Source organism: Fuerstiella sp., from assembly GCA_022447225.1.
Taxonomy (GTDB): Bacteria; Planctomycetota; Planctomycetia; order Planctomycetales; family Planctomycetaceae; genus S139-18.
The window spans coordinates 262,677-277,457 of the sequence record JAKVAZ010000006.1 but is presented as its reverse complement, the minus strand read 5'-3'; the positions used below and the strand labels follow the sequence as shown (position 1 = coordinate 277,457).

Sequence of the window (14,781 nt, the reverse complement as noted above, 5' to 3'; positions counted from 1 at the left end):
GGGGGGGGGAGTACCGACAGTATACGTTGCCCACAGTTTGAAAGCTTGGTTCCGGCGGCACGCGGAACTCGGCTGGTTGTTTTTGCAATTTTCAGGGTGCCAATGGCAGTCAGTTAGGTGTTTAAAGTCTTTTCTCAAGGTTCCATTAAGGAAGTAACATGATGCGACAGCGTAAAAATCGCGGATTCACGTTAATTGAATTGCTGGTGGTAATCGCCATCATCGCAGTTCTCATCTCTCTGCTGCTGCCAGCTGTACAGCAGGCTCGCGAAGCAGCTCGACGTACCCAGTGTCGAAACAATCTGAAGCAAATCGGTTTGGCATTGCACAACTATCACGACGTGTTTGGTGTATTTGGACACCTGAGCCACGTTCGTATTCAGGGTGCTCAGATTGGTGCCAATGGTGGTAACACGTTCAGTTTCGTTGGTCGGCTTCTGCCGTACATCGACCAGGCGCCTCTGTATGGCGAAATCTCCTGGGAACAGCCAATGCACTCTACCTCGACGTCACACATCGTGACTCATAACAGCTTCTTCGGTACAGGAAACACCAAGATCCCGAACGTAACTGTTGCCGGGACTCCTCTGCCGTTCCTGTTGTGCCCAAGTGACCCGACTCCATCAAGTGGTCCGGCTGATCCTACGTCAAGTCGACCGGTTAACAACACGTGGTGCAAAGCGTTCAACAACAACGCCGCCTGCGACAACGTGATCTGTGGTATCACCACATACGCCGGCGTTACCTCTGCCAGTTCATGGTCAAGCGACGTCACTGACCCGCTTGCACCTTTCCCTGCAGGTCTGTTCGACATGCGTGCTGACATTCCGGAATTCCCGGCCTCTGCTCAAGGCAACCGATCTCTTGGTGTCCGTGACGTAAGCGACGGAACCTCCAATGTTATCGTCATTGGTGAGAAGACTCCAAGCTTCCACAGCTTCGTGGCATGGGCGGACCCCGCAAGTACTACGATTATCCACAACGCAGCAATTAACTCGGGCTGGAAAATCAATGATGGCCCGATCACGAGTGGTGCAGGATATCCTTGGGGTGCTGGTGCAAACAGCTATCACACTGGTGGCTGCTTCTACACCCTCGCCGACGGTAGCGTTCAGTTCGTCAGTGAAGACATGGACCTGCTTACCTTCCAGCAACTTGGAAACATCCAAGACGGTCTGCCCCTCGGTGGCAGCGCCAACTTCTAAGACTTGCTGTTGACGTTTGATTATTTTACAGTCCGGGTTCTTCACAGTTCCCGGGCTGTTTTTTTTTGTTGTTTGAGTCGTAGTTGCGTTGACAAACTTTGGTTTTTTTGTGGCGGATGGATGATGACAATCGACTTGAAATATGGATCGGTACCTTTGGTGGCTTTTTGCCTGCTGCTTTTTTCCGGGTGTGGTGGCGGAGAGACTTTGCCGGATTGCTCACCCGTTTCCGGAAGAGTGACACTGGATGGTGACCCGATCGGATGGGCAGAAATTTTAACCTTTCCCCAGGGCGGAGGCAGGACAAAGAATGGGGCCGGTCGTGTTGACAATGGTGATTACTATCTTTCGACCTATGAGAAGGGAGATGGTGGCCTTCACGGCGTTCATAAAGTGGTGATTACAAACTACGAAGACACCACGGGTGGCCCGAGGGTTCCACTTCCGTTTGTAAATCTTTTTACCACGCCCCTGGAAATCACGGTTGTGCCCGGAGAAGAGAACAAAATCGATATTGAGCTCAGAGACTTCTTATAATTAATTCCGGACTGCCAACACCAGGGTCTTCATGTGGCTCTGACCTGTGGTTTTCGTCAGATAGTTTCGGGGAAACAGTGTAACGGGCAGGTATGCGTATTATTAAAGGTTTCGTCACCGGTCGATCGCTCTGTTCAGTCATCGGGCTTTCATTTGTTTTCCTGATCAGCCTGTTGGACGGGAAGTTGGTTGCGGACGAAGGTGTGTCACGACAGGCGACCGGGACCGCAGGTATTGCCGAAAGAATACCCTGGACGTCGTCGCAGGTGCGCGGGACGCCGGATCCGCCGTCACCCTACAGAGTTGCCCGTGTTTTCCCAAATCTGAAGTTCAAGGACCCCACGGTCCTCACGACCGCTCCAGGAAGCGACCGTTGGTATCTCGCAGAGTTGTCGGGGAAAATATTTTCGTTTCCGAACCGACCGGATTGCCGTCAGGAAGATGTGGAGTTGCTCGTAAACTTCAAGGAGTTTAAAGAGGACTTCCAGCACGTCTATGGTCTGACGTTCCATCCCGATTTCGAGCAAAATCGTTTCGTGTATGTTTGCTACCTGGGCGGCAAAGAGGGCTTTCACGGTAATGCCCACGTGTCCCGGTTCGATCTGACCAGGAGCGATCCACCACGCCTTGATCCGGACAGCGAACAGGTGATCCTCACATGGTGGACAGGCGGACACAACGGGGGATGCATTAAATTTGGACCCGACGGATACCTGTATATCACCACAGGTGACGGCGGGCCTCCTTACCCGATCGATGAAAATAACACGGGCCAGGATATCAGTGATTTCAAGTCGGCCGTACTGCGGATCGATATTGATCATCAACAGGACGGCAATGCCTATGCGATTCCTGCGGACAATCCGTTTGTGAACCATGAGGGTGCCGAACCAGCTGTCTGGGCATACGGTTTCAAGAATCCGTGGAAGATCAGCTTCGATTCAGTAACCGGAGATTTGTGGCTCGGTGATGTCGGACTCGATCTGTGGGAGCCGGTGTTCTTTATCGAGAAGGGGGGGAACTACGGCTGGAGTATCGTTGAAGGTGGACAGTTTATGCGGCCCGATATGGAACCGGGGCCGACCCCGATCCGATCGGCTGTCATCGTGCATCCACGTGATGAAGCTCGGTCGCTCACCGGAGGTCGCGTTTACCGTGGTAAGGAACTCGGCGAATTGTACGGTGCGTACATTTACAGTGATTACGTGACCGGCAAGGTGTGGGGACTCCGATACGACGGAACACAAGTCACCTGGAAACAGGAACTGACTGACACCTCGATGAAAATTATCGCGTTTGCTGAGAATCAGAATGGCGACTTTTACCTGGTTGATTATGCCGGCGGTACGATTCACGAACTGGCATACAACACCGCGAATGATGTCAACCAGGATTTCCCCAGGACGCTCAGTCAGACCGGATTGTTTGCTTCGGTCACCGATCACCAGATGGCACCAGGAGTCATTCCCTATTCTATCAACGCCGAACCATGGGCAGATGGTGCGCGAGCAGAACGCTGGCTGGGCATACCGGAAAGCGGACAGATCGGATTGTTCGAGAAGAATGATCCGCTGCTGGAGGACGGTGGTGACGGCCGCCAGCTTGTCGGTGGTCGCCCTGCGCTGGAAGGGCGCAAAGGCACATGGAAATATCCGGACGGTACCGTGTTTGTCAAGAGTCTGTTTTTGAACGTTGCTGCTTCAGAATCTGTCCAGCCATCGAATGAGCGACCAGTCGAAACACAGATTTTGCATCAGGATGAAGACGTTTGGAGAGCTTATACTTACATCTGGAATGAAGACGGTACGGATGCGATCTTGGCGTCGTCCGAGGGAGAACAGCGAAAGTATTCGGTCATTGATCCTGACTCGCCTGATGGAACGCGTCAGCAGACGTGGCATTTCTCGGGACGAAGTGAATGTATGATTTGTCACTCAAAGCGCGCCAGGCACGTGCTCGGCTTTGACGAGCAACAGCTCACCCGGCAGCACACCTATGGAGAAGTGGTAGACGATCAGCTCCACACGCTGACGCATATCAACCTGTTTGTCAGCGAACCTAAAGCCAGTGCGTCTCCGTTGCGTTCACCCTGGGACAATCATGGTTCAGTGCAGCAGAGAGCTCGAGCTTACCTGGACGTGAATTGTGCGCATTGCCACGGACATGGAGGAGCAGGCACGGCACAATTCCGTCTGCAGGCGGAATTGAAACTGGACGAGACGGGTCTGCTGGACAGTACGCTCACTCAGGGGAATTTTGGTATTCGTGATGCTCGACTTATCGCGGCGGGCGACCCGTATCGTTCAGTTCTGTTCTACAGGATGGCAAAACTCGGCCGTGGGCGAATGCCGCATATTGGGTCCTGGGTTATTGATCAGCAGGGGTTGCAACTCTTATATGACTGGATCACGGAAATTCCTTCCGTAGACGCCGACGAAGCAGATGAACTGAGGGAATTACGCGACCGTCAGCTTGTGGCCATTCAGGATCTTGAATCGGATCGAGGAGAACAGGCTGATTTAATTGACCAGCTGCTTGAAAACATTAGCGGTGGCCTGATGCTTGCCGCCCTCATGCGCGAACAGCAGTTGACGACGGATGTCAGGGACAGAATCATCGCAAGGGCTGGTGAACTGGACAATCTTCAGATCAGAGACCTGTTCGAGGATTTTATTCCCGAAGAGCAGCGAAGAAAACCAGTCAAACTTAACCCGTCACAGATTCTGGCGATCGCTGGCAATGCCTCACGAGGCGAACAGTTGTTTTTCAACGATTCGCGCCTGAACTGCAAAAATTGTCACCAGGTCGGGGAGCGGGGAAAGCAATTTGGTCCTGACCTCACCCGGATCGGCGAGAAGCGTGATCCCCGATCCTTACTGTCGAGTCTGTTAACTCCTTCAGATCAAATTGAAGCGAAGTACGTTTCATTTGTGGCTGTAACAACTGAGGGAAATCTGCACAACGGTTTGCTGACTGAACGGTCAAAGGAAACAATTGTGCTCAGGAAAGACAGTCAATCCAAAGCGACGCGTCTTTCAACGCAGGACGTGATTGAGCTGATTCCGCAGAAAATCTCAATCATGCCTGAGGGGCAGTTGCGCGACATGGCACCGCAGGACGTTGCCGATCTGCTGTCGTACCTGAGTTCTCGTCGCTAGACGTGTGTTAAACGTTTATTCTCGCGCGACGATTCCCGGACGTAAAAATTGCTGCCTGGTGTGGCTAAATTATTCTCCATCGCTGTAGAAGACCTGGCTAAAGAATATACCTGGCCGGAGTCCGGCTGGTTCCTTCATCAGCAGGGTTGCACCCCGTATGACGGTTTCCCGTATTCGCCGATTCGGAATAGGGTATGCCGGTCTGCTGTTGCGTAATGGAGGCTGCCAAAAAAAGTCACACGCTCCGGATTTCGTTCGGTCAGCAGGTGTGTTCCGTTGATTGAGTTTCACTAAACGGGACCACCGAACTGAATGCTGTCGGTCCAGTTAGTAGTAATATTTGTGAGAGCGTCCTGCGACAGGCCCGTTGGGGGACCGATTGCTGTTTTACAGTTTATAGGCGAAGAGTTTTGCCTGAAACATTTTGATTCGCAGAGCAACCGTACCGCCGATTTTAGAGATGTCGCTGTTGCCGTTCCAGGTCAGAACTTTGTCGGCTTCATCACCGATCAGACGATCACAGTCATCAAAAGAAAAGCCCGGAATTGCATCAGGATCCGGGGAAACGGCCGTGCGTCGACTGATCAGTTCCACACTGATCCAGCCACCGGCAGCACAGCGATAGTTCATTCGGATTTCGTTTGCCTGACGGTAAATGGTGGGTATTGTGAATTTGCCTTCGGTCTCTGCCTCAATGCCGCAGAATCGATGAGGCTCCCACAACGCGTAGCGAATCTGCCGAGGTCTGTAATACGGCACGAGGTCTTCTCTGTATTTTGCGGGAATGTTGTGTGGCCTCGAAATCCCGGCGTACGGGACGGCCCATCGTCCGTCCGGCAGCACAAACATGCCGCTGCGCCAGGTATGGGCCATGGCTTCCTCGCCACTGCCGAGCGGTCCTACGGTGTGCAGAGCGCGGCGTTCCGGTCGCGACCAGAAGACGCCGTCGCGACTAAAGGCGATCTGTGTATCAATCTCGTCGGTTGACTGGTGATAGATCGGAATGATCATTGTGTGCAGGTCAGAACGTCCCGGGTAGGGGAAGTAGTTAGCTCCGTAGAATGAAATGTCGAGATCGTCCTGCGTGTCGGGAGACAGAATGAGCTTCGGTGCCGGCCAGTTACGGAAATCTTTGGTGCGGGAAAATCCGATCGTCCGCCGCTGCGTTTCGACTTCGATTTCTCCTGATCCGATTCCGGGGAACATTTCGGAGCGATCACCCATGATCTGCAGATAAGCAATGTATTCATCTTTGATGGGATCGTAGTAGCCGGAGATACCCCCGTTTACGGCGCGGTTTCCGAGTGGCTGTTCCAGTTCTTTCCAGTCGAGTCCGTCGGGTGAGACCCATCCCAGAGTTCGTCCCCAGATTTCGGATCGTGGTCCCTTATACGTTTCTGGTTCTTTTTGAAATGCGAGCCAGCGTTGCCAGGCGATTTCCCCGTCGAGCGGCTGCAGGGTTTCGGGGTCGTACCAGTTCATGTCACCACCCATGGCTTTGAAACGCTCCTGTGGATCCGCATGTGGATCGTAGAAGACGCCGGTGGCTCCCTTGATGCCGTTAGCAAGGATATTGTTTTTCGATGAGCCCTCGAATTCGACCTGTCCCAGCTCAGGACGCTCCCAGTCCAGACCATCCACACTGGTGGCCGTACACGTTCTGCCGGAGGCTTCGTAAATCATGTGGTACAGACCGTCGGCCTTCCAGATGAACAACGGAGAGATCGAGTTCCTCTCCCAGTCGGGGTTGGCTTCCAGCAGTGGTTCCGAACGTTGTGCCTGTTCGACCCGAATTTTGACACCGAGTACCCCGTCATAGAGGTTAAATCGGCCACGCTCATCGACACTTCGATTACCCGGGAACACATCCGTGGTGTCGACAATCGGATTCCATGTTCCCGGATTACTTCGAATTTTCTTTGAGCGTTTCTGAGGTTCCTTGAACGGGGATGGCTTTTGTTTTCCCTCAGGTTGTTCTTTTTGTACCACCTGCTGCGCAGCGACATGATGGTCGTGACTGAGGACCACCAGGCAAAGACTCGCTGCAAGCACGCTGCGGGTGAGATTCCACCATCCATTTGCACTGAAAAAGAAAGACGAATATTCAGAGGTGTGATGAGGAAGCGGCCCGTGGCTGGTTTTATAATCGGCGGACAGACTGAGCATACGAACGTTTCCGTAAGGGTTGGCTGCGGAACGACCTTCACAAACAGCGTGAGATGTTCCACTTTGATAACGTGACCTCATGATAGAAGCGGGTTGGGGCCGCAGCAACTGGATACCGCGACGGCTTTCAGCAATGTCGTGGAAACGATCACGATGCAGAAAATGAACCCACGTCAATTGGTGAATCAAGCGGAGTTTTGCTGTCGGCGCCCGGGAGTTCCTGAACAAAACGGGGCACCGCATATCCGGGCATGCGACGGCGCAGTTCTGCGATGAGCCGACGTCCCGTTTCAGGATCCACTTCAAAATGAGCAGTTCCGGTGACTCGGTCGAGCTGATGCAGATAGTACGGCATCACACCAATGTTAATCAGTGAGTTGCTGAGCGATTCCAGTGCATCAACGGTATCATTGATCCCGTTGAGCAACACAGTTTGATTCAAAACCGGAATCCCGGAAGAGACAAGTCGCTGTAGGGCCTGCCGGCAGTCTGCCTGGACTTCATTGGCGTGATTGATGTGTACGACAACAATTACCTGCGCTCGAGTTGACGCCGACAATGTCAATAAATCGTCCTGGATGCGCGAGGGAAGCACAATCGGCAGTCGTGTGTGAATGCGAATACGATCAATGTGGTCGATCGCATCGATTCGCTCCATGAGTTGTGCAAGTCGAACATCCGGCAGCATCAGTGGATCGCCACCACTCAGAATCACCTCGGAAAGTGTCTTATCCTCTGTCAGCTGATTCAGAGCCGGATTCCAGTCTTCAAGACGTCGTGGTTCATTCCCATAGGGGTAGCTGCGCCGAAAACAATAACGACAGTGGACCGCGCAACTGCCTGCAGCGATCAACAGAGCGCGGCCGTGATACTTCTGCAGCATTCCGGGGGCCCGTCTGGCCTGCTGGTCACCCACAGCATCGGCTACAAATCCCTCTGCAGTCTGCACTTCAGCGTTCACCGGAAGTACCTGCAGCAGTAACGGATCCAGCGGGTTACCGATTTCCATACGGTCCACGAAACTTTGGGGGACCAGCAACGGATAATCGGTCGCCGCCAACCATGATAGCCCGGGAATGTCGTCGCCTGTCAGTTCAAGAGCTGTGAGCAACTGCAGTGGTGTTCGGATGGCCTTAGCGAGATCACGCTGCCACGTCGAATCGCATTCGATGGTCTGCAAACCGGCGGTTTTCGTTTGCTCGTGGGAATGGGCTGCTTCCGCGGAATTCACTGCGTTTGATCTGAGAAGCGGCGACATCAGGATTCACTCACCGTGGGCGTTGTGTTAACGTTTTACCCCTGTAAAAACGCATGTCTTATCATAACGGGCGCAAAATCGTTGCGTTCCGCAAGAATATCACAGCTGGACAACGACTCCAATGGCCAACATCTCCACCAGCGACTTTCGCAAAGGAATCAAAGTTCTTCTGGACGGGGAACCCTACGAAATGATCGAAACAAATTTCGTAAAACCCGGAAAGGGACAGGCGCTGTATAAAACAAAGCTGCGGAACCTGCTGAAGGGCACCATTCTTGACCGGACCTACCGTAGTGGAGACGGAATGGAAGCCGCGGACGTACATCGAAGCGATGGGTCTTACTCTTATCGTGATGGTGAAAATTTTTACTTTCTGGACAACGACACATTTGAACAGTATTCACTACCTGCCGTCATTTGCGGCCATCAAATGACGTTTCTGATTGAAGGCACCCCTGTGCAGTTACTGTTCTGGAACGGGCAGCTTATCAGCATGACTCCTCCACAGCAGGTGACGATGGAGATTACCTACACCGAACCTGCAGCCAAGGGAGATACCGCGACTAATGTGACCAAAGCAGCGACCACCGACTGCGGTGTGGAGATTCAGGTTCCTGCGTTTATTCGCCAGGGGGACAAGGTTAAAATTGACGTAGAATCCGGATCGTATATGGAACGTGTTCAGTCCTGATCCGGGGCACCGTTCTCAGACGGTGATCTGTCGGATCCTCGCTGTCGTGAATCGGTGGCCTGCCCGGACGGACTTCAAATACAGCAAACTCCGCCCAGGCTTTGCGGGGTTCCGATTACTTTTTTCGTCTGAGCAATCATCAGAGCATTATCAATCGTCGACATGACTGATCAGGACCACAATCACCGGTTGTATATCGAAACAGTCGGCTGCCAGATGAACATGCTGGACAGTGAACTGGTGGTGGCCGCGTTGCGACAGGACGGTTACGTGCTTACCGACAGTCCGAAACGGGCTGATACCATTTTGTTCAACACCTGCAGTGTTCGTGAGCATGCCGAACACAAGATCTACAGCGCACTTGGTCGTTTGAAATACGCGAGGAGGAACAACCCGCAGAAAGTCATTGGGGTCATGGGGTGTATGGCTCAAAAAGATCAGGATTTGATCTTTCGTCGGGCTCCGCATGTGGACTTTGTCGCAGGTACCGGACAGCTGGCGGAAATCCCTCGGCTGATTCAGCAAACCAGAAGTGCGGAAAAACGTGTGCGACGTAAGGCTGTAAGTTTGGGGCGCCGTGACGGCAGCGTTTCAGAAATTGCCGGGAGTTTTCAAAGCTATGATCCCCTGCGTGATCCCGAAATGAGGCCAACGCCGTTTCAGGCTTTCGTGCGAATTATGATCGGCTGCGACAAATTCTGTACATACTGCGTTGTTCCCACGACACGCGGTCCGGAACAAAGCCGGCCTCCCTCGCAGATCGCCAACGAGGTGCGTGTTCTGGCCGGCCAGGGTGTCAAAGAGATAACCTTGCTGGGACAGACGGTAAACAGTTACCGGCACAAAGAGAACGGACGGGTGTATCGACTATCGGACCTGCTCGAACGGATTCATGAGACAGACGGTATCGAGCGTATTCGATTCGTCACGAATTATCCCAAAGACATGACAGATGATTTGCTGCAGGCGATTCGTGATTTGCCCAAAGCGCTGCGTTATCTGCATGTTCCGTTGCAGCACGGGTGCAATGAAGTCCTCAGACGAATGAAACGGGGTTACACGGTCGAAGACTACGACGACATGATGCACCGTATTCGAGCGACGATTCCGGATTGTTCTGTCTCCAGTGATTTCATCGTGGGCTTTTGTGGTGAAACCGAGGAAGCTCATCAGAAATCAATGAAGGCTGTGCGTGATTACCGTTTCAAAAACAGTTTCATATTCAAATACAGTGAGCGTGACGGGACAAAAGCGAAACAGATGTTTCCCGACGATATTGCCGACAGTATTAAACGTCGTCGCAATAATGAGATGCTTGAGCTGCAGAACCACATTAGCGAAGAAGATAATGCTGCATTTATCGGCAATAAGGTCAGTGTTCTGGTAGAAGGGCTCAGCAAATCAGCAATAAAACAGGCTGCTCGTGATGACCATCCGCTGCCAGGCACGTCTTTGTCAGCTCAACTTACGGGACGTTCCGAATGTGATCGGATCGTCGTGTTCGACGGTAATCCACGACTCGCCGGCAGTACAGCGGAAATCGAAGTTCGCGACTGCACGGGCACGACCCTGATTGGATCGATTGTCACTCACGAGGTTCAGCACGGGTCGACCGAACTGCTGCCGATCCTGTCATAGTTGTTTCCGACCATCTGATTTGTACGCAGTGTTTTTTCCAAACGTGTCGGGCAACTTCGGCATCAGTCGTTCGTGATATTCGTCATTCTGGTGCCGGTCCATGTTTGGGAAATAAGATCAACTCAGAATGCCTGTCTTATGAGATTTTTAATTACCAATGACGATGGCTTCGACGCCCCGGGGCTGGCTGCACTGTATGCAGGTCTCTCTGTTCTTGGTGAAGTGGATGTCGTTGCTCCATCAGTGTGCCACAGTTCGAAAGGGCATGCTGTGAACACAAGTGAAGGGATTCGTGTGGATCATCGAGTCGTTGAGCCGTTTGGCCGGATTCACGTGGCCCACGCGTCACCGGCAGACTGTATTCGTCTGGGACTTCGCGGACTTGAATTGGATGAACCTGACTTCGTGGTGGCAGGAATCAACCCTGGAGCCAACCTTGGTGTCGACCTGTACTATTCCGGGACGGTGGCAGCTGCACGCGAAGCGGCCATCCTGGGAGTACCCGCACTGGCGGTGTCCCGATACACCAGTCCTGACGTCGGAATTCACTGGGAGAATCTTTCCATGCATGCGAGTCGGATTGTTGCGACATTGACGTCCGGCGAATTTCTTCTGCCCGGAGGACAGTTCTGGAACGTCAATTTTCCATCCGTTCCGGATGACAGGCAGCCCGCTGAGTTGAGTGTTGTTCCGATGGGGCTGTTGTCGCATGCTGTCGAATTTAAGACCACAGAAACCACGGATACCAGTACGGTGTTGCAATACAGCTCAGATTTCCGACGTCGTGGCAAAAGTGGAAGTTGTGATGTCAGCTGCGTTCTGGGTGGTCAAATTACTGCCACACCTGTCGATCTGTGCAATACGGCCCGTCATCCTTCGCTTCAGTTTGTTGAAACTGTGTAGGCTTCCTGTTTGTCGCTGTTTGACACTGGGCTTCTGTTTAGTCAGGATGCTGCACTGTTGTCCAGGACTTCTGGTGAACATGCAGGATTTGGACCGGAGATGTACGAACGACTGACGATTCTAAGCGGCCGCGGCAACCCCCCCCTGGCTGCTGAAATCTCAGACTATCTGGGAATCACCCTCGGTCACGTGGATACCGGGAATTTTCCGGATGGTGAGATCAGTGTGAAACTGAACCAGAACATTCGCGGCTGTGATGTGTATCTGGTTCAGTCCACCTCACCGCCGGTTAATGAAACGCTGATGGAGTTGTTGATTCTGATTGACGCCTGTCGTCGAGCCAGCGCAGCCCGAATCACGGCAGTTGTTCCGTATTTCGGATACGCCCGTCAGGATCGGAAAGATTCCGGTCGGGTTCCGATCACGTCAAAGCTGGTTGCGAATTTGATCGTCAATGCCGGGGCGCATCGTGTACTCACAATGGATTTACATGCGGCGCAAATTCAGGGATTTTTTGATGTGCCGGTTGACCATCTGTATGCTGCACCGATTCTGGACAGGCATTTCATGACACTGGACATCCCCGGGGAAGACCTGGTCATTGTGAGTCCGGACGAGGGTAGCATCAAACGCAGTTTGCACCATCAGGAGCACCTCGGTGGTTCACTGGCGATTGTAGACAAACGTCGGTCGAACGCATTGGAGACACAACAGGCGAATCTGATCGGAGGACCGATTGACGGCAAAACGGCTCTGATTTTTGACGACATGATTACGACCGCCGGGTCGATCTGTGGTGCAGTCAAAGTAGCCAGGAGCCACGGGGCCAGACGTGTTTATATCAGCGCGTCACACGGTGTGTTTTGTGGCCCGGCGATTGAACGCATCAATGAATCCGGAGTGGACGGTATCGTGGTCACAAACAGCTGTCTGCAGGCATCAGACCCTCGTCTGCGAAATCTGACGGTGGTCAGTGTTGCGGAACTTCTTGGCGAAGCCATCCGGCGAGTCCATCGCAACGAATCTGTAAGTTATCTGTTTGACTGACGATCACTCAAAAATGCTAGGGAGCCACCAGCTCTTTGTCTTTTCGACGCTTGGCAAGAACCGTCTGCTGTATGCCTTTGGGAGTTTGTCGATAGCATTTGAATTCCATACTGAAGGATCCCTTGCCCTGCGTCATGGAGCGGATTTCGTTGGCATAATCGAACATTTCTGCCAGCGGAACATCCGCAAGAATGATGCAGGTACCGTCGGTGACTTCAGAAGAACTTACGATACCTCGTTTGCTGGACAGGTGACCAACCACGGCTCCCTGGAACTCATCCGGAGTTTCAATCTCAAGCAGCATGATGGGCTCAAGCAGGGCCATGCCTGCCTTTGCCAGGATCGATTCTCGCATGGCTTCCCGGGCTGTCAGCTTGAACGCCATGTCCGATGAGTCGACATCGTGGTACGTACCGTCCTGCAAAATGATTTTGACACCAACAACCTCGTACTCACCCAGGGGGCCTTTGAGCATCTGGTCCTGAAAACCCTGATCACACGGTTTAATGTATTCCCGGGGAATCCGTCCACCAGTGACCTCATCGACAAACTCGTAGTTCGCCGGTGAATCATCCGGCAGTGGTTCCATCACACCAACCACGTGACCGTATTGACCGGATCCCCCCGTCTGTTTCCGTCGCTTGTGGTTAAATTCAACACGTTTCGTCGGACGTTCCTTGTAGGAGACACGTGGTTCACCGATTGTGCATTCACACTTGTATTCACGGCGAATTCGTTCAATGTAAACGTCGAGATGCAGTTGCCCCATGCCGGCAATCAGAGTTTCATTCGTTTCTTCATCACTGAGCACCTGGAACGTAGGATCTTCCCGCCGGAATCGTTCCAGGGCTTTTCCAAGTTTATCGGCGTCGTCTCGCTTTGACGGTTCTATAGACAGCCGGATCACCGGTTCAGCAACGAAGATGTTTTCCAGCGACAATTCCAGACCGTCGCTGAGGAAGGTATCTCCGGATGCACATTCCACACCGACGACGGCAACAATATCCCCGGCATCAGCGGCATCAATGTCTTCACGGTCATCGGCGTGCATTCGCACGATACGTCCGATTCGGACGGATTGGCCCGTCCTTGCATTAATATAGGATTGCCCCTTCGTTATGGAGCCCTGATAAATTCGCATATAGGTCAATTGACCGAATGATTCAACAACCGTCTTGAAGGCCATTGCGACCACCGGATCCTTTTTGTTATTTGACAGTTTGATCCGGGGTGGCCTGCCGTCCTCGTCGAGTTCGGCGTTCTTGCTGTTGTCATTGGCAAAAACTTCCACGTCGGTCGGACATGGCAGGTACATGGTGACAGCGTCCATGGCTTCCTGAACGGCTTTGTTTTTGAAGGCAGAACCCATCAGCACGGGGGTCACCTGTTGTGCCAGAGTGGCATTGCGGAGAATCCGGCGCACGTCCTTTTCCTCAGGTTCGCCTTCCTCAAGCAGAATTTCCATCAGATCGTCGTCGAACTGAGAAAGTGATTCCAGCATGTTAGCGCGTGCTTCCTGCGCCTGAGTCAGCAATTCCGCCGGAATATCTGTACGCTCGACTTCTTCCCCTTCTTCCCCGCGAAAATAAACTGCCTTCATCAGAATCAGATCGATTACTCCCTCAAAGTTTGATTCTGCTCCGATAGGAAGCTGCAGGGGAATTGGGTTCGTTTTGAGTTTGTCCCTCATTGCCGCCATGACTTTGTCGGGATTGGCGCCCGTGCGGTCCATCTTGTTGATGAATGCGATTCTCGGAACGCCGTAACGTTTCATCTGGCGATCCACTGTGAGCGACTGGCTTTGGACTCCACCCACGGAGCACAACACCAGAATCGCCCCGTCCAGTACTCGCAGACTTCGTTCCACTTCCACGGTGAAGTCAACGTGACCTGGGGTATCGATGATGTTGACAACGTGTTCCGGAATGCCTAGCTCATCATTCTTCCAGTTCACACGTGTGGCCGCGGACGTAATTGTGATTCCACGTTCACGTTCCAGTTCCATGTGGTCCATGGTTGCGCCACCGTCGCCACCACGGACATCCCGTATTCTGTGAATACGACCACAGTAATAGAGCATTCGCTCTGTCAGGGTCGTTTTTCCAGAATCGATGTGTGCGGAAATTCCGATGTTGCGAACGCGTTGCAGGTCAGTCATTTTTCCAGCTGTGCTGTAGA

The 14,781-nt window shown here is 52.8% G+C and carries 10 protein-coding genes; 7 read left to right on the top strand and 3 right to left on the bottom strand.

Annotated features, from left to right (window positions below; genetic code table 11):
* Positions 1-161 precede the first annotated feature (161 nt).
* From MK110_05660 to MK110_05650, 3 genes are all read left to right on the top strand, one after another.
* Entirely contained in the window at positions 162-1,205 is a 1,044-nt protein-coding gene (locus MK110_05660) for a DUF1559 domain-containing protein (protein MCH2210767.1), read from the top strand.
* A 123-nt stretch (positions 1,206-1,328) separates the two neighbouring features.
* Positions 1,329-1,742 carry a hypothetical protein gene (locus MK110_05655; protein ID MCH2210766.1) on the top strand — a complete coding sequence of 138 codons (414 nt, stop codon included), beginning with the start codon at positions 1,329-1,331 and terminating at the stop codon, positions 1,740-1,742.
* Positions 1,743-1,945: 203 nt separating this feature from the next.
* Positions 1,946-4,900 carry a PQQ-dependent sugar dehydrogenase gene (locus MK110_05650; protein MCH2210765.1) on the top strand — a complete coding sequence of 985 codons (2,955 nt, stop codon included), beginning with the start codon at positions 1,946-1,948 and terminating at the stop codon, positions 4,898-4,900.
* Between the two features lie 387 nt (positions 4,901-5,287).
* Here the strand turns inward: MK110_05650 and MK110_05645 are convergent, their stop codons facing one another.
* The gene (locus MK110_05645) at positions 5,288-7,066 is read right to left on the bottom strand and encodes a hypothetical protein (protein MCH2210764.1); all 1,779 of its coding nucleotides are present in this window, start codon (positions 7,064-7,066) and stop codon (positions 5,288-5,290) included.
* Between the two features lie 148 nt (positions 7,067-7,214).
* Entirely contained in the window at positions 7,215-8,297 is a 1,083-nt protein-coding gene (gene epmB, locus MK110_05640) for an EF-P beta-lysylation protein EpmB (protein MCH2210763.1), read from the bottom strand.
* A gap of 148 nt (positions 8,298-8,445) precedes the next feature.
* Here epmB and efp point away from each other — a divergent pair, with 148 nt between their 5' ends.
* From efp to MK110_05620, 4 genes are all read left to right on the top strand, one after another.
* Positions 8,446-9,015, top strand: coding sequence for an elongation factor P (gene efp, locus MK110_05635; protein ID MCH2210762.1), 570 nt, complete (start codon positions 8,446-8,448; stop codon positions 9,013-9,015).
* A gap of 162 nt (positions 9,016-9,177) precedes the next feature.
* Complete coding sequence (gene miaB, locus MK110_05630) at positions 9,178-10,653, top strand: tRNA (N6-isopentenyl adenosine(37)-C2)-methylthiotransferase MiaB (protein ID MCH2210761.1); 1,476 nt, start codon at positions 9,178-9,180, stop codon at positions 10,651-10,653.
* A gap of 138 nt (positions 10,654-10,791) precedes the next feature.
* A complete protein-coding gene (gene surE, locus MK110_05625) occupies positions 10,792-11,556 on the top strand; it encodes a 5'/3'-nucleotidase SurE (protein ID MCH2210760.1) in 765 nt (254 codons plus the stop codon).
* 57 nt (positions 11,557-11,613) lie between these two features.
* Complete coding sequence (locus MK110_05620) at positions 11,614-12,603, top strand: ribose-phosphate pyrophosphokinase (GenBank protein MCH2210759.1); 990 nt, start codon at positions 11,614-11,616, stop codon at positions 12,601-12,603.
* Between the two features lie 16 nt (positions 12,604-12,619).
* Here MK110_05620 and fusA read toward each other — a convergent pair whose 3' ends face one another.
* Positions 12,620-14,761 carry an elongation factor G gene (fusA, locus tag MK110_05615; protein MCH2210758.1) on the bottom strand — a complete coding sequence of 714 codons (2,142 nt, stop codon included), beginning with the start codon at positions 14,759-14,761 and terminating at the stop codon, positions 12,620-12,622.
* Positions 14,762-14,781 lie beyond the last annotated feature (20 nt).